Annotated in this window: 24 protein-coding genes; 17 read left to right on the forward strand and 7 right to left on the reverse strand. The window is 39.2% G+C overall.

Translation table 11 applies throughout. The features are described from left to right. Complete coding sequence (locus tag IQ283_RS16735) at nucleotides 1-372, forward strand: VOC family protein (protein WP_308809530.1); 372 nt, start codon at nucleotides 1-3, stop codon at nucleotides 370-372. 39 nt (nucleotides 373-411) lie between these two features. Here the strand turns inward: IQ283_RS16735 and IQ283_RS16740 are convergent, their stop codons facing one another. Next, the gene (locus IQ283_RS16740; RefSeq protein ID WP_194221246.1) at nucleotides 412-558 is read right to left on the reverse strand and encodes a hypothetical protein; all 147 of its coding nucleotides are present in this window, start codon (nucleotides 556-558) and stop codon (nucleotides 412-414) included. A 171-nt stretch (nucleotides 559-729) separates the two neighbouring features. Here IQ283_RS16740 and IQ283_RS16745 point away from each other — a divergent pair, with 171 nt between their 5' ends. From IQ283_RS16745 to IQ283_RS16765, 5 genes are all read left to right on the forward strand, one after another. Next, nucleotides 730-888: a hypothetical protein gene (locus IQ283_RS16745; RefSeq protein ID WP_194221247.1), complete on the forward strand. Its 159-nt coding sequence runs from the start codon at nucleotides 730-732 to the stop codon at nucleotides 886-888. Between the two features lie 131 nt (nucleotides 889-1,019). Beyond that, nucleotides 1,020-2,093: a magnesium/cobalt transporter CorA gene (corA, locus tag IQ283_RS16750; RefSeq protein ID WP_194221248.1), complete on the forward strand. Its 1,074-nt coding sequence runs from the start codon at nucleotides 1,020-1,022 to the stop codon at nucleotides 2,091-2,093. An 11-nt stretch (nucleotides 2,094-2,104) separates the two neighbouring features. Beyond that, the gene (locus IQ283_RS16755) at nucleotides 2,105-2,836 is read left to right on the forward strand and encodes an SDR family NAD(P)-dependent oxidoreductase (protein ID WP_194221249.1); all 732 of its coding nucleotides are present in this window, start codon (nucleotides 2,105-2,107) and stop codon (nucleotides 2,834-2,836) included. Between the two features lie 102 nt (nucleotides 2,837-2,938). Then, entirely contained in the window at nucleotides 2,939-3,394 is a 456-nt protein-coding gene (gene cbpB, locus IQ283_RS16760; RefSeq protein WP_194221250.1) for a cyclic-di-AMP-binding protein CbpB, read from the forward strand. A 51-nt stretch (nucleotides 3,395-3,445) separates the two neighbouring features. Then, nucleotides 3,446-4,972, forward strand: coding sequence for an MDR family MFS transporter (locus IQ283_RS16765; protein ID WP_242057374.1), 1,527 nt, complete (start codon nucleotides 3,446-3,448; stop codon nucleotides 4,970-4,972). Here the strand turns inward: IQ283_RS16765 and IQ283_RS16770 are convergent. Together IQ283_RS16770 and IQ283_RS16775 are read right to left on the reverse strand one after the other, a co-directional pair. After that, on the reverse strand, nucleotides 4,967-5,347 hold the full coding sequence (locus IQ283_RS16770; RefSeq protein ID WP_194221252.1) for a VOC family protein: 381 nt from the start codon (nucleotides 5,345-5,347) through the stop codon (nucleotides 4,967-4,969). The two genes, IQ283_RS16765 and IQ283_RS16770, sit on opposite strands and share 6 nt — an antisense overlap. Before the next feature lie 11 nt (nucleotides 5,348-5,358). Further along, nucleotides 5,359-6,099 (reverse strand): sulfite exporter TauE/SafE family protein, encoded by a 741-nt coding sequence (locus IQ283_RS16775; protein WP_194221253.1) that lies wholly within the window; start codon nucleotides 6,097-6,099, stop codon nucleotides 5,359-5,361. Between the two features lie 137 nt (nucleotides 6,100-6,236). Here IQ283_RS16775 and IQ283_RS16780 point away from each other — a divergent pair, with 137 nt between their 5' ends. The 4 genes from IQ283_RS16780 (at nucleotide 6,237) to IQ283_RS16795 (ending at nucleotide 9,429) form a co-directional block, all read left to right on the forward strand. Beyond that, nucleotides 6,237-7,094 (forward strand): LysR family transcriptional regulator, encoded by an 858-nt coding sequence (locus IQ283_RS16780; RefSeq protein WP_194221254.1) that lies wholly within the window; start codon nucleotides 6,237-6,239, stop codon nucleotides 7,092-7,094. A 96-nt stretch (nucleotides 7,095-7,190) separates the two neighbouring features. Then, nucleotides 7,191-7,910 (forward strand): 2,3,4,5-tetrahydropyridine-2,6-dicarboxylate N-acetyltransferase, encoded by a 720-nt coding sequence (gene dapD / locus IQ283_RS16785; RefSeq protein WP_194221255.1) that lies wholly within the window; start codon nucleotides 7,191-7,193, stop codon nucleotides 7,908-7,910. Nucleotides 7,911-7,915: 5 nt separating this feature from the next. Further along, on the forward strand, nucleotides 7,916-9,031 hold the full coding sequence (locus IQ283_RS16790) for an N-acetyldiaminopimelate deacetylase (RefSeq protein ID WP_194221256.1): 1,116 nt from the start codon (nucleotides 7,916-7,918) through the stop codon (nucleotides 9,029-9,031). A 155-nt stretch (nucleotides 9,032-9,186) separates the two neighbouring features. Next, complete coding sequence (locus tag IQ283_RS16795) at nucleotides 9,187-9,429, forward strand: YkuS family protein (protein ID WP_194221257.1); 243 nt, start codon at nucleotides 9,187-9,189, stop codon at nucleotides 9,427-9,429. A 37-nt stretch (nucleotides 9,430-9,466) separates the two neighbouring features. On the opposite strand, the gene IQ283_RS16800 is transcribed toward IQ283_RS16795, so the two are convergent. Both IQ283_RS16800 and IQ283_RS16805 read right to left on the reverse strand, forming a co-directional pair. After that, nucleotides 9,467-9,676 (reverse strand): ChaB family protein, encoded by a 210-nt coding sequence (locus tag IQ283_RS16800; RefSeq protein ID WP_194221258.1) that lies wholly within the window; start codon nucleotides 9,674-9,676, stop codon nucleotides 9,467-9,469. 63 nt (nucleotides 9,677-9,739) lie between these two features. Then, nucleotides 9,740-10,537 carry a mechanosensitive ion channel family protein gene (locus tag IQ283_RS16805; protein ID WP_370314489.1) on the reverse strand — a complete coding sequence of 266 codons (798 nt, stop codon included), beginning with the start codon at nucleotides 10,535-10,537 and terminating at the stop codon, nucleotides 9,740-9,742. 331 nt (nucleotides 10,538-10,868) lie between these two features. Between IQ283_RS16805 and IQ283_RS16810 the strand changes: the two genes are divergently transcribed. The 6 genes from IQ283_RS16810 (at nucleotide 10,869) to IQ283_RS16835 (ending at nucleotide 18,712) form a co-directional block, all read left to right on the forward strand. Further along, the gene (locus IQ283_RS16810) at nucleotides 10,869-11,414 is read left to right on the forward strand and encodes a peroxiredoxin (protein WP_098443217.1); all 546 of its coding nucleotides are present in this window, start codon (nucleotides 10,869-10,871) and stop codon (nucleotides 11,412-11,414) included. A 295-nt stretch (nucleotides 11,415-11,709) separates the two neighbouring features. Then, nucleotides 11,710-13,464, forward strand: a complete 1,755-nt coding sequence (locus tag IQ283_RS16815) for an ABC transporter ATP-binding protein (protein ID WP_194221260.1) — start codon at nucleotides 11,710-11,712, stop codon at nucleotides 13,462-13,464. Between the two features lie 14 nt (nucleotides 13,465-13,478). Continuing rightward, a complete protein-coding gene (locus tag IQ283_RS16820; RefSeq protein WP_242057375.1) occupies nucleotides 13,479-15,281 on the forward strand; it encodes an ABC transporter ATP-binding protein in 1,803 nt (600 codons plus the stop codon). A gap of 274 nt (nucleotides 15,282-15,555) precedes the next feature. Then, complete coding sequence (locus IQ283_RS16825; protein WP_194221261.1) at nucleotides 15,556-16,890, forward strand: cytochrome ubiquinol oxidase subunit I; 1,335 nt, start codon at nucleotides 15,556-15,558, stop codon at nucleotides 16,888-16,890. Between the two features lie 26 nt (nucleotides 16,891-16,916). Next, on the forward strand, nucleotides 16,917-17,942 hold the full coding sequence (locus tag IQ283_RS16830) for a cytochrome d ubiquinol oxidase subunit II (RefSeq protein WP_194221262.1): 1,026 nt from the start codon (nucleotides 16,917-16,919) through the stop codon (nucleotides 17,940-17,942). Nucleotides 17,943-18,046: 104 nt separating this feature from the next. Further along, nucleotides 18,047-18,712 (forward strand): potassium channel family protein, encoded by a 666-nt coding sequence (locus tag IQ283_RS16835; RefSeq protein ID WP_194221263.1) that lies wholly within the window; start codon nucleotides 18,047-18,049, stop codon nucleotides 18,710-18,712. A 48-nt stretch (nucleotides 18,713-18,760) separates the two neighbouring features. Here the strand turns inward: IQ283_RS16835 and rnjA are convergent, their stop codons facing one another. Continuing rightward, entirely contained in the window at nucleotides 18,761-20,428 is a 1,668-nt protein-coding gene (gene rnjA, locus IQ283_RS16840) for a ribonuclease J1 (RefSeq protein ID WP_194221264.1), read from the reverse strand. Nucleotides 20,429-20,431: 3 nt separating this feature from the next. Further along, complete coding sequence (locus IQ283_RS16845; RefSeq protein WP_194221265.1) at nucleotides 20,432-20,641, reverse strand: DNA-dependent RNA polymerase subunit epsilon; 210 nt, start codon at nucleotides 20,639-20,641, stop codon at nucleotides 20,432-20,434. A 430-nt stretch (nucleotides 20,642-21,071) separates the two neighbouring features. Between IQ283_RS16845 and IQ283_RS16850 the strand changes: the two genes are divergently transcribed. Next, on the forward strand, nucleotides 21,072-21,977 hold the full coding sequence (locus IQ283_RS16850; RefSeq protein ID WP_194221266.1) for a DMT family transporter: 906 nt from the start codon (nucleotides 21,072-21,074) through the stop codon (nucleotides 21,975-21,977). Nucleotides 21,978-22,009 lie beyond the last annotated feature (32 nt).

Below are 22,009 nucleotides of genomic sequence, written 5' to 3' on the forward strand. Positions count from 1 at the left end.
GTGCAGCAAATTCATCATGTTAGTTTGGCGGTAACAGACCTTGAACGGGCAAAAAAGTTTTATAAAGATATATTATGCTTGAAAGAAATAAAACGCCCAAATTTTGACTTTCCAGGCGCCTGGTTTCAAATCGGTCAACAACAGCTTCATTTAATTGTATACCCTGATGCTAATACGCTTCGGGGTTCAACATCATTGTCATCGAGGGAAGGGCATTTCGCTTTTCGTGTTAATAGTTATGATAATACGTTGAAATGGCTACGTGAAAAAAAGATAGAAGTTTATGAGAATCCAACGAGTAAAAGTGGTTTTGCTCAAATTTTTGTTTCTGATCCTGATGGCAATCTGATTGAATTGAATACAGAACAATAACAAAAGGACGCCTTCCAATTGGAAGGCGTCCTTTTGTTATTATTTCGATGAGAATTCGTTGTGTTCTCTTTGTGGATTGGCGCTTTTTTGTGCTTCCTTCACAACTTTTTTGGCTTTCTCGGCACGGCGCTGATCTTCTTTAGCCTTTTCTTCAATTTGTTTAATATCTTTTCGAGAGTGATCCATGATAATGCTCCTCCTTATATTCTACTTTTGATAATAAGTACCTGTCTGATGAAAAAGATGTTTTTCGTAACATAACCTAGTTAGAAAAAAGAATCAAGTAATATCTGTTTATTCTAACATTTTAGTGCATTTACCATCATAAAATGGAAAGAACCGCTTAGGGGGGATTTGATGGTAGCTGTACTATTATCATTAGCCGCTTTATTTCTTGGACTTGCTTTATTTATGATAGTTGTGTGGAATGCTATTAAGACAGATTCTTCTAAGTCTGATCTTGAAACGTTCTGGAAAAAGTATGAAGAGATCATTCGTAAAGAAGATGTGCTTTAGCCCTTGTGAATGGGCTTTTTTTTATGCTGAATTATTGTTGGACATGCGTCTAAACAGGATAATTGAAAAGCTTTTCGTGTTTTCAATTCATTAAATTAGGGTATTTTAGAAGAGAATTGAGGTGGAATCAAATGGGGATTCGTACAAAACTTAGAAGAAATCGAACTCAAAAAAAAGGAATGCCCCCAGGCTCGCTTGTTTATATAGGAGATGAGCAAACGGAGGAAGTCACTGTTTCAGCTATCGCATTTGACTCTCATGGGATGGAAGAGTTTGAAGATGTTTCGATAGATAAAATAAAGACATTGATTGACTCTGATCAAGTAGCTTGGATTAATGTAAATGGTGTACATAATGTTCAGTTGGTAGATCAGATTAGCAAAAAATTAGGACTTCATCCTTTAACGACAGAGGATATTTTAAATACGGATCATCGACCGAAAATAGACTTTTTTGAAGATCACTTACTTTCGATTGTAAAGATGCTTGATTTATCACCTGAAAGTACTGATCTTGACATCGAACAGGTGAGTTTTATTTTGATGGAAAACACAGTCGTCACTTTTCAGGAAAAGCGCGGTGACTTATTCGATCCAGTTCGTTTACAACTGCAGGAAAGTAAAGGAAGAATTCGAAAGAGCGGGGCGGATTTTCTTTACTATTCCTTACTTGATGTGATCTTTGATCAATACCTGATCATTATGGATGAAATGGACGATCGTATAGCTGAGTTAGAAGGTATGATCATGGAGGATCCTGATAATCATTCATTGCAAGATATTAATCAATATAAGAATACAATTCTGCAGCTTAAGAAAACGGTTTGGCCAGTTAGAGAAGTCGTAAACAAATTAATCAATCGGAAAGTTCCTTACATAAAAGAAGATATTTCCTTTTATTTGCAGGATATTCACGATCATATTGTACAAGCAAATGATATGGTCGAGACATCCCGAGGACAACTTTACGGTTTATTAGATGTGTACTATTCCAGCTTAAGTATGAAAATGAACGAAATTATGAAAGTACTAACGATTGTTTCGACAATTTTTATTCCATTAACATTCATAGCAGGAATTTATGGAATGAATTTCACAAACATGCCGGAACTTAGCTGGGAATGGAGTTATCCAGCCGTATGGATTGTCATGATCATCATAACTGGATTAATGCTCGTTTATTTCAAACGTAAAAACTGGTTTTAGGAGGTTATTTGATGCAAAAAGTCGTTGTAGTAACAGGTGCTGGACATGGAATCGGTAGGGGAGTTGCGATCGCTTATGCCGATAAAGGCTATCGCGTTGTTCTTGCCGATGTGAATGAAGAAGGGTGCAAAGAAACAGAAAAATTAATGCATGGTGATTATGGTGACATTATCTTAACAGATGTAAGTAAACCAGAATCCATTAAACAACTTTTTCATAAAGTTGAAGAGAAGTATGGGCGACTAGATATCTTAATCAATAATGCTGGCCTAACAGTATTTAAACATATGGATGAACTAGGTGTAGAAGAGTGGGATAACGTCATCAACACCAATTTACGAAGCGTATTTCTAGGGTCTCGTGCCGCTGCTCATCTTATGAGAAGAAATAACGGTGGCTCTATCGTCAACATTGCATCAACGAGAGCGACGATGTCAGAACCGAACAGTGAAGCATATGCTGCTACTAAGGGAGGAATCGTAGCGCTTTCCCATGCGCTAGCAGTGTCCCTTGCAGATGATCATATTACTGTCAATTCAATTAGCCCGGGTTGGATTGAAGTAGAAGATTATGAGGCTTTACGTGACGTGGATCATGAGCAGCATCTATCCAAAAGAGTTGGAAAGCCATCAGATATTGGACGTGCCTGTCTCTTCCTAACGAATAAAGAAAATGATTTTGTCACAGGTGAGAATTTAGTTGTTGATGGAGGTATGACTCGTAAAATGATTTATGAACATTAATCGAGTAACAGTTAACGGACAATCCCCATTCATGTTACTATAATAACAGACCTTCATTAGAGAAAAATTACAGGGCGAATCATGCTTGAGGGGACGTTTTAAATGGCAAAACATATGGAATTACCTAATTTGTATGAAACAGGAATTGAAGATCTTGTGATTTCAGCAGAAAAAGTAGCACATGTACAGCTGACGAATCCTTTGGAGCACGCGATGCTTATTTTGATTAAATCAGGCTATTCATCTATCCCAGTATTAGATACTGAATATCGTCTAAAGGGATTAATTAGTCAGCCGCTCATCCTTGATTCGATTCTAGGCATCGAGCGAATTGAATTCGAGAAATTAAGTGAATTAGTTGTTGAAGAAGTTATGAATACAGAAATACCTTGTATTAATGAAAAGGACGGTTTTTTCAAAGGGTTAAAGCTAGCAATTGATCATCCGTTTCTTTGTGTAGTCGATGATGAGAATATTTTTAAAGGCATTCTAACAAGAAGAGCGCTTCTTAAGTTTGTTAATCGTTATTTGCATGAGTCATCAGTTAGACAGTCTTAAGCATTTATCCCGGTACTATTACCGGGATTTTTACATATGGGGATGAATAAAATGAAATCGTTAACAAATCAAATCACATCTAGTATCCAAAACAAGGAGACCAATCGACCATTCGTACTTGGAGCCATTATTATTGGAATGTTCATGGCCGCGATCGAAGGAACAATCGTTTCAACAGCGATGCCTGGTATTGTGAGCGACCTTGGCGGATTCTCGACGTTTAGCTGGGTTTTCTCAGCTTATTTATTAATGTCTGCGATTACGGTCCTTATCTTTGGTAAACTTTCAGATCTCTTTGGTAGGAAGCCGATCTATTCGATCGGTATTGTCATTTTTTTAATAGGATCTTTATTGTGTGGATTTGCGGAATCGATGGAGGCACTTATCCTTTTCAGGCTTATTCAAGGTATTGGAGCAGGAGCCGTACAACCAATAGCGCTTACGATTGTAGGCGATATGTATTCGATGGAGGAGCGGGCAAAGATTCAAGGGTATCTTGCTAGCGTGTGGGGAATATCTGCAATTGCAGGCCCGGCTCTAGGCGGTATTTTTGTTCAGTACATTGATTGGTCATGGGTATTTTGGATGAACATTCCTCTCGGAGTTCTATCGTTAGTTGGCATTGTTCTCTTGCTTCATGAATCGATTGATAAAGAACGAAAATCGATTGATTACTCTGGGGCCATCCTTTTGCTTGTATCGATCAGTGCATTGATGGTCGTCTTGATCGAAGGAGGCGTTCACTGGAAGTGGACTTCCTTACCTATCCTCACCCTTCTAAGTACATCATTCGTAGCTATGGCGATTTTTTTTAGAGTCGAACTTAAAGCGAAAGAGCCGCTAATGCCTCTTGGTATATGGCGCGATCCGGTTATCGCCATATCGAATTCAGTAACGTTTACGACGGGCATGATCTTGATTGGGGTTTCTAGTTTTCTTCCGACATTTGTTCAGGGAGTAATGGAGAAATCTCCTATTGTAGCAGGATTTACGCTTACGACGATGTCGATAGGATGGCCAATTGCGTCTACTATAGCAGGGAAACTCGTCATAAAAATCGGATTTAGGATCACATCAGTCCTTGGAGGAATTTCACTTATTAGCGGTTCAGTGATCTATCTGTTGATGACGCCAGCATTAGGACCCATCTTTGCAGGTTTTGGTTCATTTCTTATCGGTGTTGGAATGGGATTAACGTCTACAACATTTATTGTTGCCATCCAAAGCTCAGTTTCCTGGAAGCAGCGCGGAATTGCGACAGCTTCAAATATGTTTATGCGAACGCTTGGAAGTGCAGTCGGTGCTGCGCTACTTGGCGGTATTTTAAACAGCCGCCTTCAACAATATTTAACGAACCGCTCTTCGGGAGAAGGTGTGAATCTTAATACAGCCAATCAATTACTTGATGAAACAAAGCGTAACAGTCTTGATCCTACTGTGCTTGATTTGTTGCAGAACGGACTCACAACCTCTTTAAAATGGGTGTATGGAGGAGTTGCAGTCATGGCACTCTTAAGCTTTCTGCTAGTACTCTTTATTCCAAAGCCTGATAAGAAACAAAACCCGGCTCGCTCATAAGCCGGGTTTTCCTATACGTGAGATGAATTCAATTCGGTTTTGAAAGGGATCATAAAAGCTAAAACGCTGGTATCCTTCGATTGGTTTTTCTTTTTGTATTGGGATGTGGTGTTTTTCTAAATGTGCTTTTGCTTCCAGCAGATTATGAATTTCAAAGGCAGGATGTCTTTTCCCTGGCACAATAGTACTTTCGGTCCCAACATGTAATTCAATGTCTGCTGCTCTTAACCAGAAGCCTCCGTTTTTTCTTAAAACAGCTGGTTTTTCGATTTCTTCAAAGCCTAGTATCCCTATATAGAAATTCCTCGCAAGTTCCTCCTGGTCGATGGGTATACAAATTTGAATATGGTGGAGACGAATATAATCGATAACCATTTTAATCACTCCTAAAATTGTGTTTTAAATAGGCTGTAGCATACTTGTAAAATCAATAAAATGGTCATAGAGCGAAGCAACCAGTTTATTTGCACAAGAGAAAGTTTATTGGCCATTCGAACAGAAATTTGTGCTCCAGTGATAGAGCCAGCCGCAAGTGGGAGCGCGATCGCCATGTTAAGGTGACCACTAAGTGAATAGACCATGACAGCCCCTGTACAACTTAAGAAGGTATTAAATCGTGTTAGACCTATTGAAGCAAGGTAGGAGATGCCGCTGTGACGAAATAATTGCATTTGAAGTGTCGCCTGTCCAGGGCCGAACGTACCATCATACCATCCAATTAGACCAACGAACGGGAGTGCTTTGGTAGGAACCTTATGTGATAAATGAATTGATTCCTTCTTTTTCATAAATGATAAAGTTAAGGCAACAAGAAGCATTCCTCCGGCGAATAGTTGAAGCGCCTGTTGGGATAGTGATGAGGCAAATAATCCTCCTAGGACCCCACCAGTTAAAGCGATAGGTCCTGTTTTCAGTGCTTCTTTCATAGAGAGTTCTTTCCTCTTTAATAAAACAAAAAAGCTAGAAAATGAACTAAGCATATTTGAAAACTTATTTGCTGAAATAATTGAATGAATGGGAAGACCGAGTAACATCATCGAGGGAAAGTTAATAAGTCCTCCGCTGCCAGACAAGGTTCCAACAAACGTGGCAATAAGACCAATGCCAAATAAGAAAAGCCATTCCATATGATCATCTCCATCGAAAATATCTCATGTCATAGTATAGTCTTCTTTAATCCATAATGAAATTAGATTATAATGATGAATTACAATAAGATTTCCTTATGAAGAAATGGATAGTTATAAGAAAAGGGGGCCATTTAATGAGCTCAGAATATCAGGTTCTTTCGATCTTAGCGGAGGAAGCGAATATGCGAAGAGCGGCTGAACGACTTTATGTATCTCAGCCGGCGCTAAGTCAACGCCTCCAATCGATTGAAAAGGCATGGGGGGTACCGATTTTCCTTCGTTCGCAAAAAGGATTAACGATTACACCTGCGGGTGAACGGATTATCGCTTTCGCTAATGATACGATTCGTAGAGAAGAAAAAGTATTTGAAGCATTGACAGCGCTAAGCTCGGAAGTCCATGGAACGCTGAAACTAGCTGTAGCATCTATTATCGGACAATACTGGCTTCCAGCGGTGCTAAAGAAATTTGTTGAGCACTATCCCAGTGTCAAAATATCGCTAGTTACAGGATGGAGTAGTGACATATTACGGTACTTGTACGAAGATGATATTCATATTGGAATTATTCGTGGGAAGCCCGATTGGAGGGGGAGAAGTCAGTATTTGATTTCAGATGAGCTCTATTTGGTCGATACGTCCATTAAATCAATGGAAGAATTGCGAGAAACAGAAAAACCATTTATTCAATTTAAAAGTGACTCTACTTATTTTCAAGAAATACAGGAGTGGTGGCAAACCCAATCATTTGCGCCTCCAAAGAAAACAATTGTCGTTGATCAAATCGAAACGTGTAAACAAATGGCGCTAAATGGGATTGGCTACGCTATCTTACCTTCCATCAGCATTACGGAGAATGATAAAGAATATTTTCGGATTCCACTTAAGGACGGTGAAGGGTTGCCATTAAAGCGTGATACCTGGTTATTAACAAATGATACCGCGATGCAATTGAAGCAGGTTCAGAAGTTTGTAGAATTGTTAAGTGAATAGCCTGTAAGATTAGACTTCACGTGATCGATCATGTACGATAAAATGAGTAACATGCTGTGCTTGTAAAAGCATGATGAACAAAGGAGGAAATACAACATGAAAATGATGGATGCAAACGAAATTATTAGCTTTATTCAAAACAGTGAGAAATCTACTCCTGTGAAAGTACATATTAAGGGGAACCTTGAGGGAATCGACTTTGGTAGTAACACGAAGTCATTCATTACAGGCAACACTGGTGTTCTTTTTGGTGAGTGGAAAGACATTAAGAAAGCACTTGAGTCTGAAGCTTCCAATATTGAAGATTATGTAGTAGAAAATGATCGTCGTAATTCAGCTATTCCAATGCTTGATCTTAAAGGAATTCAAGCGCGAATCGAGCCGGGTGCTGTTATTCGTGATCAAGTTGAAATTGGCAATAATGCTGTTATTATGATGGGTGCGATGATCAATATCGGATCTGTTGTAGGTGAAGGAACTATGATCGACATGAACGTTGTTCTTGGTGGACGTGCAACTGTCGGTAAGAACTGTCATATTGGCGCAGGTTCTGTTCTTGCAGGCGTTATTGAGCCACCTTCTGCTAGCCCTGTTGTCATCGAAGACGACGTTGTGATTGGTGCGAACGCAGTCGTTCTAGAAGGCGTGAAAGTAGGAAAAGGATCTGTTGTAGCCGCTGGTGCTATTGTGACTGAAGATGTTCCTGAGTACACACTAGTTGCAGGAACTCCAGCACGTGTTCTTAAGAAAATTGATGATCAAACTCGTTCAAAAACAGAAATCAAAAAAGAGCTTCGTCAGCTTCAAAACGATTAATTCTAATGGACATCAAAACCGTACGAAGGGACCTGCATCGCATTCCTGAAATTGGCTTTCAGGAAGTGAAAACGCAAGGTTTTCTTCTTCAGTTTATAGAAAAACTCCCACAGGACCGTCTCCAGGTGAAAACCTGGAGAACGGGTATCCTTGTATTTGTAAATGGAGAAAGTCCTTCAAAAACAATTGGATATCGGACAGATATCGATGGTTTACCGATCAAAGAAGAGACCGGGTATGATTTTCAGTCTGAGCATGAAGGGTTCATGCATGCATGCGGACACGATCTTCATATGACGATTGCTCTTTCCGTTCTTGAGTACTATTCAACTCATTCCGTAAAAGACAATTTGCTGTTTGTCTTCCAACCTGCAGAAGAAGGTCCTGGTGGCGCTTTACCAATGCTTCAAAGTGATGAATTCAAAGCATGGAAGCCGGATCAAATGATTGCGTTACATATTGCACCTGAGTACCCCGTAGGTACAATTGCCACACGCCCAGGATTGCTCTTTGCTAATACTTCTGAGTTATTCATTGATTTAGAAGGAAAGGGTGGTCACGCGGCGTATCCTCACCATACACGTGATATGGTTGTTGCCGCTAGCCATCTCGTTACTCAGTTCCAATCTATTGTAGCGAGAAATGTAGATCCTCTTGATTCAGCTGTGGTAACGGTAGGAAAAATTGACGGAGGCACGAAGCAAAACATCATTGCCGAAAAGGCCAGGTTAGAAGGTACAATCCGTACTTTATCTGCCGATTCTATGTCTCAAGTTAAGCACCGTATTGAAGCTATAGTAAAAGGCATCGAGGCATCATTTGAATGTGTTGCTTCTATTGATTATGGCTCTAATTATTACCAGGTGACGAACAATGCAAAGTTAGTACAATCTTTCATGGAAGAAACGAGAAAACTCCAAGATGTCAACGTAGTTGAATGTCGAGAAGCGATGACTGGTGAGGATTTCGGGTACTTTCTAAAAGAGATTCCTGGATTTATGTTCTGGCTTGGAGTGAATTCTCCATCCGGTTTGCATACATCTACACTGAAACCTGATGAGTCTGCGATTGAAACGGCGTATCTTGCGCTAACTTCTTATTTAAATAAGGTTGCAAACTAAAAAACAATAGCCCTCAGGCATATGCCTGAGGGCTATTGTTTTTTAGTTTGATATATTACCTGAGTTTTTCTCTTATGAATGCTAGACGTATAATTCATAAAACGGTGGTCAAAATAATAGAGTTAGAAACTACATATTAATAAGGAGTGAGTGAAATGAAACGAATTGCTGTAGAAGATACGCTATCTGATGTAGCTCAAGCTTTGCAAGCGAAAGGGTATGAGGTTGTATCCTTGAAACAAGAAAGTGATGCAAATGGTTGTGACTGTTGTGTTGTATCTGGTCAAGATCAAAATGTGATGGGCATGCAAAATGCAAGCACGAATGGGGCGGTTATAAACGCAGATGGGATGACAGCTGATCAAGTATGTCAGCAGGTGGATAGTCGTTATCAATAAAAAAATGAACCTCTACCTAGGTAGAGGTTCATTTTTTTTAGCTATTGTTATTCTTTTTGACCCAGTTTCCATTATCATTCTTTTCGTATTTTTCTTCCACAGCGCTCCAAGCTACTTTAAAAGCCGTTTTCTCAGAATCATATTGATCAGATGCGGAGTTGAATGCTTCTTTAAAGATATCCTGTGCGTGCGAAGGCAAGTTGTCTTTTACTTGATCTGGCAACTCGCTTTTAGAATTGTAAGGCAATATGATCACACTCCTTTGAAAGATCTGTGATATCTTTACCCAATAAAAGGAAGGGACAAACGCTTATTGTTCTTTCTTTTCAATGAATACTTGATGCGGGAATGGGATTTCAATGCCATTTGCATCAAGAGCTTCTTTAATTTCTTTCCGAAGCTGACGCTCAACGCCCCATTGTTCCATGTTCTGAGTGCGGCATAGAACGCGAAGAACGACATCTGAAGAACCAAGACCTTGAACGCCTAGAACATCTGGTCCTTCGACGACAGCTTCATTTGTAGCCGCAACGTTATCACACACTTTCTGAATCACGCGGATCGCTTCGTCAATATTGTCATCATAAGAAATACCAATATCAACAAGAGCGCGCATATTACCACGTGAATGGTTGCTTAATGAGCTAATTTCGCGGTTTGGTACATAATTCAATGTCCCATCAAACGAACGAATGTGGGTTGTGCGAAGGCCAACTTCTTCTACGATTCCTCCAAAGCCGCCAGCAGTTACGTAATCGCCAACGTCCATTTGTTTTTCTAGAAGGATAAAGAAGCCTGTCACCACATCACTTACGAGACCCTGGGCTCCAAAGCCGACAGCGAGACCAATAATACCTGCACCAGCGATTAGCGCTTTAATATCAAAGCCAAAGGTTTCAAAGATGATCGCAACAACCATGAAGAGTAGAATGTACGTATAAATACTTTTTGATAAATTTTTTAACGTATTTGCTCTCCCTGGACTCATGTTCTGCTTCTCTGATACTTGAGTAAAGGTTCTTTCGATGAAACGATTTCCGATTGCTTTTACAATTGCATAAATGATTAGGATAGCGATTAGCTTAAGGATAATTAAGCCAGTATCCATTAAGAAACCTTCCCAATTAATGTTGTCAACAAAGTTCAATAGACTTCCTCCTTTAATTCTCACTACATTATGTAGGATTAGCACTCGGTCAAATTATAGCGAAAATTGTCATGATAATTCAAGTGAAGTGTTAAGACGAGACGAATGAAATGATTTTCGCTATACTAAAGTTACCCTGTTTAGTGAGGGGTAAACGTGGGTACGATAGTGGAGGAAGGTCATTAACCCACATTAAATTAATTATTATTTAACATTGACTAAAAATAACTCATGTACTATAATGTCATTTGTGGGCGAAAGCCGCAGGATATTTTCTAGGAGGGATTTACACATGGTAGAACGCATGGTAGGAAAACAAGCACCTCGCTTCGAAATGGAAGCAGTTATGACAAACAAAGAATTTGGCAAAGTAAGCCTTGAAGAAAATATGAAGAACGATAAATGGACAGTCCTTTTCTTTTATCCAATGGACTTCACATTCGTATGCCCAACTGAAATTACAGCACTAAGCGATCGTTTCGAAGAATTCGACGATCTTGATGCAGAAGTAATCGGAGTATCTACTGATACAATCCATACACACCTTGCATGGATCAACACAGACCGCAACGACAATGGTCTTGGTGACCTTAACTATGCACTTGCTGCAGATACAAACCATAAAGTTTCTAAAGAATACGGCGTATTTATTGAAGATGAAGGTGTTGCACTTCGCGGCCTATTCATCATCAATCCTGAAGGCGAACTTCAATACTCTGTAGTTAACCACAACAACATTGGCCGTGACGTAGACGAAACACTACGTGTACTTCAAGCACTACAAACTGGTGGACTTTGCCCGGCTAACTGGAAGCCAGGTCAAGAAACACTTAAATAAGATAGAAAACAACCTACCCCAGGGAGCACTGCTCTCTGGGGTTTTTTGTATGGTTTATATTAGCTAATCACTCGAATGTTCCCTACGAATTTAAGTTGTTAGCTTGAAAAGATTGCTGCAAGAACCGTTCAGTTGAATGATTGCAAATATCTTCTCGATCTAAGGAGGAATCTCCCTATTTAAATAATTCCGAATTTTAGGCCTAATAGGTGGTTATTTATTTCGAATTCCGATATATTATGTATATTGTCACTATTTTTTTAATGACTATTTACTGGCTGAAGGTGGTGTTGGAATGGAAACGTTTAAAAGATTGAAAGATTTTTATTGGCCATACAAAAAGCTTTTTCTATGGTCCGTATTTTCCCTTATTTTTGTCACGGGTATCACAGTCCTTTATCCTATGCTTCTTCAATTTACAATTGATGATGTCATTCTAAAGCAAGAATACAAATGGGTACCATATCTTGCATTTGGTTTCATAGGAATCATGATCGTAAAAGGGACTGCTACGTTTTTCCAACAATATCTAGGGGACTTGTTTGGAGTCACTGCAGTGTATCGACTTCGAGAGGAGCTTTACAAAAAACTTCAATATTTACCTTTTCGTTATTATGATAATGCGAAAACAGGGGATTTAATGTCACGCTTAACGGCTGACGTGGAAGGGTTCCGGTTTTTCTTATCATTTGGATTCGCACAAGTGATAAACTTTGTTCTTATCGTAAGCTTTAGTTTGATCGTGATGTTTGGATACTCTATTCCGCTTGCGTTAGTTACGCTTGGAATGCTCCCATTTCTCGCGATTGTGGTTTATCGATTCGATAAGAGAGTTCACCCTGCGTTTAGAGGGATTCGTAAATCAATGGCGCGGTTGAATACGAAAGTTCAAGAGAATATTAGTGGCATTAATACGGTAAAGTCATTATCAAGAGAAGATTTTGAAATCAATAAGTTTGTTGATAGCAATACGGACTATCGTGATAACTACTTAACAACATCATACATTTGGGCTAAATTTTTCCCGCTCATGGAGTTTATCGGGAATTTATGTGTTGTTTTCTTGCTTTCATATGGCGGATATCTTGTGTTTCAAAACCAGCTTAAACCTGGTGAGTTAGTGGCTTTCTTTAGTCTTGTTTGGTATATTATCTGGCCAATCATGAACCTTGGATTCGTCATCAATACGTTTTCACAATCCAAAGCATCAGGAGAACGATTACTTGAAATTTTAGATGAACCTGAAGATATTTATGATCGAGATGGCGCGTTGGACGTTGAACGTCTTGAAGGAAACGTATCATTTAAGAATGTCACACACAAATATGCTTCTGATGATGACGAAGCACTAAAGAATATTTCGTTTAATGCTCCAAAAGGTACAACGATTGGCTTACTTGGGGCTACGGGAGCAGGTAAAACCACGATTACCCAATTGATTGCAAGATTTTATGAACCTAACGAAGGCGAAGTAGTAATCGATGGAAGGAACATTAAAGAATATACAGTGAAATCGCTTCGAAAAAATATTGGTGTGGTACTGCAGGAGACGTTTTTGTTCTCGTCTACTATACGAGATAATATTGCTTATGGTGATCCCGATATACCTTTTGAAGCCATACAGGATGCGGCAAAAAGAGCGCAGGCCCATGATTTTATCATGGAAATGAAAGACGGATATGATACGGTACTAGGCGAACGTGGAATGGGGCTATCTGGTGGGCAAAAGCAGCGTATTGCTATTGCTCGTGCCATCCTAACAGATCCTAGTATTCTAATCCTTGACGATGCTACAAGCGCAGTTGATATGCAAACGGAAGTGAAAATCCAAAAAGCATTTGAAGAGGTTATGAAAGGAAGAACAACGTTCATTATTGCACACAGAATTTCTTCTTTGAAACATGCAGATGAAATAATCGTGCTAAATGAAGGTGAGGTTGTAGAACGAGGAAAACATCAAGAGCTCATTGATCAAAACGGCTATTACCGAAATATTTATGACATACAATATCAAGATCGTAAAGAGATCATGGCCAGACAAACTGGTTGAAATGGGGTGAAGGATTGAAACAAAATCGTAGAGAAAGGTTCCATTACTCTCAAGATACGGCAATTGAAAAACAATTCAATTGGAAACAAATGTCGCGCTTGCTTGAATACATGGAGCCTTACAAGAAGAGTTTGTTGCCAAAAGCAATCATTTCAATGTTATTAGCAACGGCTGTTAGATTAATCGTACCGATTTTTATTGGGGTATTACTATTTGACCATGCGATCAAAAATCGTGATCAAACATTACTTATTCAATTAATTATTGGCATAGCTGGATTGTATTTGATTTCTTGGATTGCCAATTCATATCGAATAAAATGGACGAATGAGCTTGGACAATACATTATTTACGACATTAGACAAGGGCTGTTTAAGCATATTCAGCGCTTGTCGCATGGATTTTTTGATAAACGATCGGCAGGTTCTATCCTTGTCAGGGTAATTAATGATGTGAACTCCATGCAGGAGTTATTTACGAATGGGGTTATTAATCTCCTCATGGATATTGTTCTATTGTTAGGAATCCTTGTCATCATGTTTGTCTTAAGTCCTCAGTTAACACTAGCGATTATGATTATTTTACCGCTCATGTTTCTCATTTCTACGAGCTTGCGAAAACGCATTCGTCGTTCCTGGCAACAAGTTCGTATTAAACAAGCCAAGCTGAATTCACATTTGAATGAAAGTATTCAAGGAATTCGAGTGACTCAGTCGTATACTCAGGAAAAAGGAAATATGGAATTTTTTCAGGGCGTTAATCATGAAAACTATGCTAGTTGGAAAGACGCGACTCAAAAGAGTGCGATTTTCAGACCTTTTGTTGAAATGTCTAATGCCATTGGTACAGCAATATTAATTTGGTTCGGGGTTTATCTTATTCAAAATGGGATGGACTACGGTGTATTTGTTACGTTTGCTTTCTACTTAGGGATGTTCTGGGAACCAATCTCTCGACTTGGTCAAGTGTATAATCAGCTTCTCGTCGCGATGGCATCGTCTGAGAGAATCTTCGAATTTCTTGATGAACAGCCGAATGTACCAGAAAAGGAAAATGCGAAAGAGCTTAAGGAAATGAAGGGCGAAATCACATTTGAAAATGTTGAATTCTCATATGATGAAAGCCGCAAAGCTCTGCATGAAATGAGCTTAACAATGAAAGCTGGTGACACCGTTGCGCTTGTGGGTCATACTGGATCAGGGAAATCAACAATCGCTAATTTGATAAGCCGATTCTATGATCCTACAAGTGGAACAGTTCGGATTGATGGAACGGATCTTAAAGACGTTAAACTCGATAGCTTACGTGAGAAAGTCAGCGTCGTATTACAAGATACGTTCATTTTTTCAGGTACAATTATTGAAAACATTCGATTTGGACGTCCGGATGCTAGCGATGAAGAAGTGAAGGAAGCAGCTAAAGCTGTAGGAGCTGATCCTTTTATTCAGCGCTTGAGTGATGGCTATGAAACAGAGGTAGAAGAAAGAGGTAACGTCCTATCAGTAGGTGAAAGACAACTATTATCGTTTGCGAGGGCACTTCTTGCGGATCCTCGAATATTGATTTTAGATGAGGCAACTGCAAGTATAGATACAGAGACAGAGCTGAAAATACAGAAGGCACTAAATGTTGTTTTGGAAGGCAGGACGGCAATCATGATCGCTCACAGGCTTTCAACGATTCGTGAGGCAGATAATATTATTGTTCTCGACCACGGACGCATATTAGAACAAGGAAATCATACTGAGCTTATGCGTAAAGGTGGAACGTATTATGAGCTTGTTAAATCACAATTCAATATGATGGACGCTGTATAGAAAGAAGCCAAGTAGGCTTCTTTTTTTTGTCCATTAATATCAATCAGGCATTTCAATGGAGGTAAAACGAAAAAAATACAGAAGTTAATCTAAATGTGAACAGAATATTAACAAGAAAAAAAGTTTCGGAATTATACAGTTTGTGATACTTGTCACAATCTCATGAATGAGCCATAATAAAAGTGTAATTCAGAGGTACAATCGTTTCTATTGTGAATGATAAGGGAAGTTGAGTAACAGATGATAAGAAATTGGTACAAAGGGGATGAACAATTTGGAACTAGATTCAGCGACTCTAAGTCGTTTATTAACAAGTCTAACGTTAGGTTTTCATATTATTTTTGCTACGTTAGGTGTTGGTGTCCCATTATTAATTAGCCTTGCTGAATGGATAGGGATTAAACGGAACGATCCTTATTACACATTGCTAGCGCGACGCTGGGCTAGAGGGTTTGTCGTTACCGTTGCTGTTGGTGTTGTAACTGGTACAGCGATAGGGCTCCAACTATCACTTTTATGGCCGAATTTCATGCAGTTAGCAGGACAGGTCATTAGTTTACCGTTATTCCTTGAAACGTTCGCTTTCTTCTTTGAAGCTATTTTTCTTGGAATTTATCTTTATACGTGGGATCGATTCAAAAAACCGATCTATCACTGGTTTATATCAATTCCAGTTGTGATTGGCTCTACACTGTCTGCTTTCTTTATTTCCACTGTAAATGCTTTTATGAACTCTCCGCAGGGATTTGATATAGTTGACGGTGTATTAACAAATATTGAACCACTCGCAGCGATGTTCAACCCAGCAACACCAACGAAAGTAGGCCACGTGGTCATGTCCGCATACCTCACTTCTGCTATTGTACTAGCTGCTATAACGGCATTTAAAATGCTTAAGGGTAAGCGTAGTACTTATTATAGGAAAGCTCTAAAGCTTACAATGACCGCAGGATTTATCTTTGCGATTGGGACGGCCGTGATTGGTGACTTTTCTGGTAAATTTTTAGCTGAATATCAACCAAGTAAGCTTGCAGCCGCAGAATGGCACTTTGAAACATCTGAAAATGCAGATCTTGTCGTGGGCGGATTTCTCGATAAAGAAACGGATGAAGTAAAATATGGGTTAGTATTACCAAACTTTTTAAGTATCCTTGCTCATGGTAATCCAAATGCGGAAGTGATGGGACTTGATCAAGTACCTGAAGATGAAGTGCCACCGCTATTCATTCATTACCTTTTTGATGGAATGGTCGGAATCGGAATGTTTCTCGCTGCTTTAACCTTTTTCTACGTGATTGCGCTAAGGTTAAAACGATTCAACACGGAAAACAAATGGTTTTTACGGTTAATTGTTTTGGCGGGGCCACTCTCAGTCCTTGCGATTGAATTTGGTTGGATTTTCTCAGAAGTAGGTCGCCAGCCATGGATCTTATGGGATATTCTCAGAACAGGACAAGCTGCAACAACTGCGGACAGCGTCGGATGGATGTTTATCTTATTCCTTCTTCTTTACATTGTTCTTGGAACGCTTACTGTTACTGTTCTTAAGAAAATGTTCAATACTAATCCAGCTGAGAATGAACTTGAGGAAATCGCTAAATTGAAATAATTGCTTCGATTGAGAGGGGTGAAAATATGGACATTCAGTTAGTAGGAATAACGGTATTATGGGTTTTTCTATATGGGTATTTGATCACAGCCTCTATAGATTTTGGGGCAGGGTTCTTTGCCTATTATGGAGAACTCTCGGGAAAAGATCATATTATTAATAAAATTATTAGTCGTTATTTATCCCCAGTTTGGGAAGTAACGAATGTGTTCTTTGTTTTCTTTTTTGTTGGCCTAGTAGGCTTTTTCCCTGATACTGCCTATTATTATGGAACAGCGTTGCTTGTTCCAGGTAGTATCGCGATCATACTACTTGCCATTCGAGGCTCGTTCTATGCCTTTGGAAATTACGGCGCCAAGAAAAGCAGAGTCTATACTTTTTTATATGGAGTGACAGGATTGCTAATTCCTGCTTCTCTTTCTACAGCGTTAACTCTATCAGAAGGTGGATTTATAGAAGAGGTGAACGGTGAAGTTAAGTTTTTGGCAGGGGAGTTATTTTCAAGCTTTTATTCTTGGTCAGTCGTGCTCTTAGCAATCGTGTCGGTTCTATTTATTAGCGCAGCGTTTCTAACCTATTATGCTAGTCGAGCGAATGATCAACCTGCGCTTGAGCTTTTAAGAAAATATGCACTGTTCTGGAGCGCTCCAACCATTTTATCTAGTATTCTTGTGTTCGTAGCTCTTCAGCAGCATAATCCAGTTCACTTTGAGCGAATTCTTGATTATGCCTGGTTCTTTATCGCATCTCTTTTCTGTTTCCTTGTGGCAACATATCTCATTTTCAACCGGAAAAGATATGGTACGGCTTTTATCTTTGTTATGTTGCAATTTTTCTTCGCGTTCTTTGGATACGGCATATCACATCTACCGTGGATTTTGTATGACTATATTACAATCTATTCAGGATATACGAATGAAACGACGGGGATCTACCTAGTCTTCGCTTTTATTGCAGGACTCTTTCTCCTAGTTCCTTCTTTAATATTGCTGATGAGACTCTTTTTATTTGATGCAGAGTATGTCAAAGGGAATAAGAATAATAAGTCTTAGAGAGAATATTGACACTGATGATAAGAGTGGTAGGATAGTATTGATAGTGCGTCAGCATATTTGCTGGCGCGCGTTTCTTTCTGAATGAGTAGGAGGAGTGTGCGTTGAAAAAGCAGTTTGCCGTAATTGGACTCGGCCGTTTTGGAGGAAGCATTTGTAAGTCATTAAGTCAGCAGGGGATGGAAGTCCTCGCAATTGATATGGATGAAGATAAAGTGAATGAATTTTCTTCAGTGGCTACACATGCTGTGATCGCAGATTCAACAGATGAGAGTGTTCTAAAGAACCTCGGTATTCGAAACTTTGATCACGTTATCGTAGCGATCGGGGATAACATTCAATCAAGTATTTTAACAACTTTAATTCTAAAAGAGCTTGGCGTTAGCAAAATTACGGTTAAAGCACAAAATGATTATCACGAGAAGGTATTGAATAAGATCGGTGCTGATAAGATTGTCCACCCGGAACGAGATATGGGTGTCCGAATTGCACACAGTATGGTCTCAAATAGCGTCTTAGACTATTTAGAGCTATCTGATGAACACAGCATTGTTGAGCTTATTGCTAACTCTAGAATGGATAATAAGACGATTATTGAACTTGATATACGAGCGAAGTATGGTGCCAATATTGTCGCCATTAAAAAAGGTGATGAGATTATTGTATCTCCTCAAGCTGATCAGAAGATCTCCAAAGGAGACATTCTTATTGTAATAGGATCAGATCAGGACATTAATCGTCTTGAACGTCAAATTTTGAACCGAGATTAGTAAATAACAAAAGAGCCTGTCGCTTTTGCGACAGGCTCTTTTGTATAATTAAATTTCCATAATGATCGGAAGGATCATAGGGCGACGTTTCGTTTTCTCGTAAAGGAATGGTGCAAGAGTATCTGTAATTTCATTTTTAATTTCAGACCACTGACTTGTACGCTTTTCCATGACGCCATTAAGATGTTTCGATAATAGCTCTTGAGCATCATTAATTAAATCACCAGATTCTCTCATATAAACAAATCCTCGTGAAATGATATCTGGACCTGAAAGAATCTTAAACTCTTTCATGTTAATGGAGACAACGACAATAACTAGACCTTCTTCAGAGAGAATTTTACGGTCTCTAAGAACAATATTTCCAATATCCCCGATACCTTTACCATCTACATAAACAGATCCAGATGGAATCTTACCGCTAATCGAAGCTTCATTCTCGCTAAGAGCAAGAACTTCACCATTATCCATAATAAAGGAATGGTCTTGTGGAATTCCGCAATCCTGAGCAAGCTTCGTATGCATCTTAAGCATGCGATACTCACCGTGAATTGGCATAAAGAATTTTGGCTTAATGAGACGAAGCATAAGCTTCTGCTCATCTTGACCACCGTGACCAGATGTATGAATGTCACTTAGTTTATGGTGAATCACGTCAGCGCCTGCACGAGAAAGCTGGTTAATGATTCTTGATACACTTACCTGGTTACCAGGGATAGGTGAAGAAGAGAAGACAACTGTATCTCCAGGAATGATTTGAATTTGACGATGCGTTGCATTCGCAATTCGAGATAGAGCAGCCATTGGCTCACCCTGACTTCCTGTACAAAGAATTGTCACTTTGTTCTCAGGTAGTCGATTAATTTGATTGGCATCAATGAACGTATCCTTAGGCGCATTAATATAGCCAAGTTCTTGTCCAATTGTAATGTTGGACTCCATACTACGACCAAATACAGCTACTTTACGTCCATTTTCGACAGCTGCTTCAACCACTTGCTGTAGGCGGTGAATATTGGATGCGAATGTAGCAAAAATAACGCGTCCGTCTACTTTTCTAAAGATATCCTGAATGGTTTCACCAACGCGACGCTCAGACATGGTGAATCCAGGAACTTCACTGTTTGTGCTATCAGAAAGGAGAGCTAGAACGCCTTCTTTACCAATCTCAGCCATCTTTGTTAAGTTAGCTGGTTCACCAACTGGCGTGAAGTCAAACTTAAAGTCTCCTGTATGAACAATATTACCTGGAGGTGTTTTAACAACAACCCCAAAGGAATCCGGAATACTGTGTGTTGTTCTAAAGAACATAACAGAAGTCTTTCTAAATTTAATAATATCTTCTTCTGTAATTTCATTTAGGGATGCCCCACGTAGAAGGCCATGCTCTTCAAGCTTATTTCTAATAAATCCTAAAGCGAGCTTTCCTCCATAAATAGGAACATTAATTTCACGAAGTAAGTAGGGGATGCCGCCTATATGATCTTCGTGACCGTGCGTAATAAAAAGACCTTTAATCTTATCCTGGTTTTTTACGAGATAAGAATAATCAGGAATAACGTAGTCAATTCCTAATAATTCTTCCTCAGGGAACTTAATTCCCGCATCAACAAGAATAATCTCGTCTTGAAACTGAATACCGTACATGTTTTTACCGATTTCTCCGAGTCCACCTAAAGCGAAAACGGCGGTTTGATGATTTTTAACAAATTTCATAGTCTATACATTCTCCAATTCAAAGTGCTCTGATTTTTGCTCAAACTCTAAGAAGTCATCTTCCACGGTTTGAATAAATTCGATATTGATATCGCGTTCCTTAAGTTTGTAGCGAACTTCCCGTTCAGAAGTAGCCTCTACGTAAAGGCTCATTGTTCGCTCTCTTACAGGAACCTCCTTTTTAGTGCCTTGATAAAATACCTTATAAATCATTCTAAATCTCTCCTTAACTCAGACAATTTGTGTGCATCTTCGTTTATTATATAGGAAATTGGTTTCTTTTTCATGTTTCTAACCACATTTCCATAAGAAATAGGAGAATTTGCATGAATTTATGTGCAAATTAGGTTAATCAATGGAATATTTCGGTTGTGGAAATAGCACATTTCTCCAGGTTTTAATCAGTTTACGTTTCATTTTACGATACATTATGCTCATCCTTCCTTTTTTTGATAACTAAGCCTAGTATTTATCAATGCTGATTGAATTAATTTGGGAAAAGGTGGATGTTATAACCGAAGACACTTGATGCCATTTAATGTAACATAAGATAGTGGTATAGCATAAGGGATGATCAGCTTTACGTAAAGCTACAAATACATAGGGCTATTTATACAGAATTACATATTCAAAGGGGGTACCAATGAGACTTTATGCCGCACTTATTTCACTCAGCTTAATATGGGGCATGTCATTCATGTTCATCAAATTAATAGTACCTGTTGTAGGACCCTGGGGAGTAGTGTTCTTTAGATGTTTGCTAGGCGCACTGGCTTTATTCATGTACTTACTGATCAGAAGACGCCTTCAACAGATAAGAAAGGACCTACCCTGGGCGAGCCTTATCACGATTGGGATAATGAATGCGCTCATTCCCTGGGGAATGATTGCATTAAGCGAAGAGCGCATTACAAGCAGTCTTGCTGCTACTCTTAATGCAACTACACCCCTTTTTACAAGCGTAATTGGTGCGCTTTTCTTCGGTAGAATTCTGTATCAAAAGCAATGGTCAGGAATTATCGTAGGGTTTATTGGAATTCTCTTTCTCATTGACCTGGATATTCAGGAATTAGTTCAGGGAGATGTGTGGGGGGTCTTACCTATGCTCATTGCAACAGCGTGCTATGGCTTTGCTTCTCAATTCACGAAAAAGAATTTGAAAGATGTGCCAGTTGATGTTTTGTCATTTATCACGCTTATGATTGGGGCAGTGGGCGGGGGACTATTAATGGCCCTGTTTGGGGAGGTGGGCATTGAGTTTACCTTCCTGCTTCAACGTGATATTCTAATATCGCTTATTGGTCTAGGCGTGTTTGGCTCAGGTCTCGCTTATTTACTTTTCTATTATATGATTCAGAAGGGGAGTGCAGAGTTTGCCACTCTTGTGACATATCTTGTTCCAGTGACAGCTTTGATTTGGGGTAGTGTTTATTTAAATGAAGTAATTACGTTCCCTATGATTATCGGGCTGCTTTGTATTTTTACTGGCGTCTACATGTCAGGTAGGAAAGCAAATCGCGAAGTGAATTCTATAAAGAAGTCAGCTTGATTACTCGCATAGTTAAGCTAGTTCTCATAGAA

It is taken from the genome of Pseudalkalibacillus hwajinpoensis, assembly GCF_015234585.1.
GTDB lineage: Bacteria > Bacillota > Bacilli > Bacillales > Guptibacillaceae > Guptibacillus > Guptibacillus hwajinpoensis_B.

What these genes read in the sequence shown, in the direction of transcription:
- IQ283_RS16745 (WP_194221247.1), top strand. Translation starts at nt 730, where the DNA reads ATGGTAGCTGTACTATTATCATTAGCCGCTTTATTTCTTGGACTTGCT.
- IQ283_RS16815 (WP_194221260.1), top strand. Translation starts at nt 11,710, where the DNA reads ATGGAAACGTTTAAAAGATTGAAAGATTTTTATTGGCCATACAAAAAG.
- IQ283_RS16845 (WP_194221265.1), bottom strand. Translation starts at nt 20,641, where the DNA reads ATGATTTATAAGGTATTTTATCAAGGCACTAAAAAGGAGGTTCCTGTA.
- cbpB (WP_194221250.1), top strand. Translation starts at nt 2,939, where the DNA reads ATGGCAAAACATATGGAATTACCTAATTTGTATGAAACAGGAATTGAA.
- IQ283_RS16770 (WP_194221252.1), bottom strand. Translation starts at nt 5,347, where the DNA reads ATGGTTATCGATTATATTCGTCTCCACCATATTCAAATTTGTATACCC.
- IQ283_RS16755 (WP_194221249.1), top strand. Translation starts at nt 2,105, where the DNA reads ATGCAAAAAGTCGTTGTAGTAACAGGTGCTGGACATGGAATCGGTAGG.
- IQ283_RS16765 (WP_242057374.1), top strand. Translation starts at nt 3,446, where the DNA reads ATGAAATCGTTAACAAATCAAATCACATCTAGTATCCAAAACAAGGAG.
- corA (WP_194221248.1), top strand. Translation starts at nt 1,020, where the DNA reads ATGGGGATTCGTACAAAACTTAGAAGAAATCGAACTCAAAAAAAAGGA.
- IQ283_RS16795 (WP_194221257.1), top strand. Translation starts at nt 9,187, where the DNA reads ATGAAACGAATTGCTGTAGAAGATACGCTATCTGATGTAGCTCAAGCT.
- IQ283_RS16775 (WP_194221253.1), bottom strand. Translation starts at nt 6,099, where the DNA reads ATGGAATGGCTTTTCTTATTTGGCATTGGTCTTATTGCCACGTTTGTT.
- IQ283_RS16790 (WP_194221256.1), top strand. Translation starts at nt 7,916, where the DNA reads ATGGACATCAAAACCGTACGAAGGGACCTGCATCGCATTCCTGAAATT.
- IQ283_RS16805 (WP_370314489.1), bottom strand. Translation starts at nt 10,537, where the DNA reads ATGGATACTGGCTTAATTATCCTTAAGCTAATCGCTATCCTAATCATT.
- IQ283_RS16740 (WP_194221246.1), bottom strand. Translation starts at nt 558, where the DNA reads ATGGATCACTCTCGAAAAGATATTAAACAAATTGAAGAAAAGGCTAAA.
- rnjA (WP_194221264.1), bottom strand. Translation starts at nt 20,428, where the DNA reads ATGAAATTTGTTAAAAATCATCAAACCGCCGTTTTCGCTTTAGGTGGA.
- dapD (WP_194221255.1), top strand. Translation starts at nt 7,191, where the DNA reads ATGAAAATGATGGATGCAAACGAAATTATTAGCTTTATTCAAAACAGT.
- IQ283_RS16810 (WP_098443217.1), top strand. Translation starts at nt 10,869, where the DNA reads ATGGTAGAACGCATGGTAGGAAAACAAGCACCTCGCTTCGAAATGGAA.
- IQ283_RS16850 (WP_194221266.1), top strand. Translation starts at nt 21,072, where the DNA reads ATGAGACTTTATGCCGCACTTATTTCACTCAGCTTAATATGGGGCATG.
- IQ283_RS16830 (WP_194221262.1), top strand. Translation starts at nt 16,917, where the DNA reads ATGGACATTCAGTTAGTAGGAATAACGGTATTATGGGTTTTTCTATAT.
- IQ283_RS16780 (WP_194221254.1), top strand. Translation starts at nt 6,237, where the DNA reads ATGAGCTCAGAATATCAGGTTCTTTCGATCTTAGCGGAGGAAGCGAAT.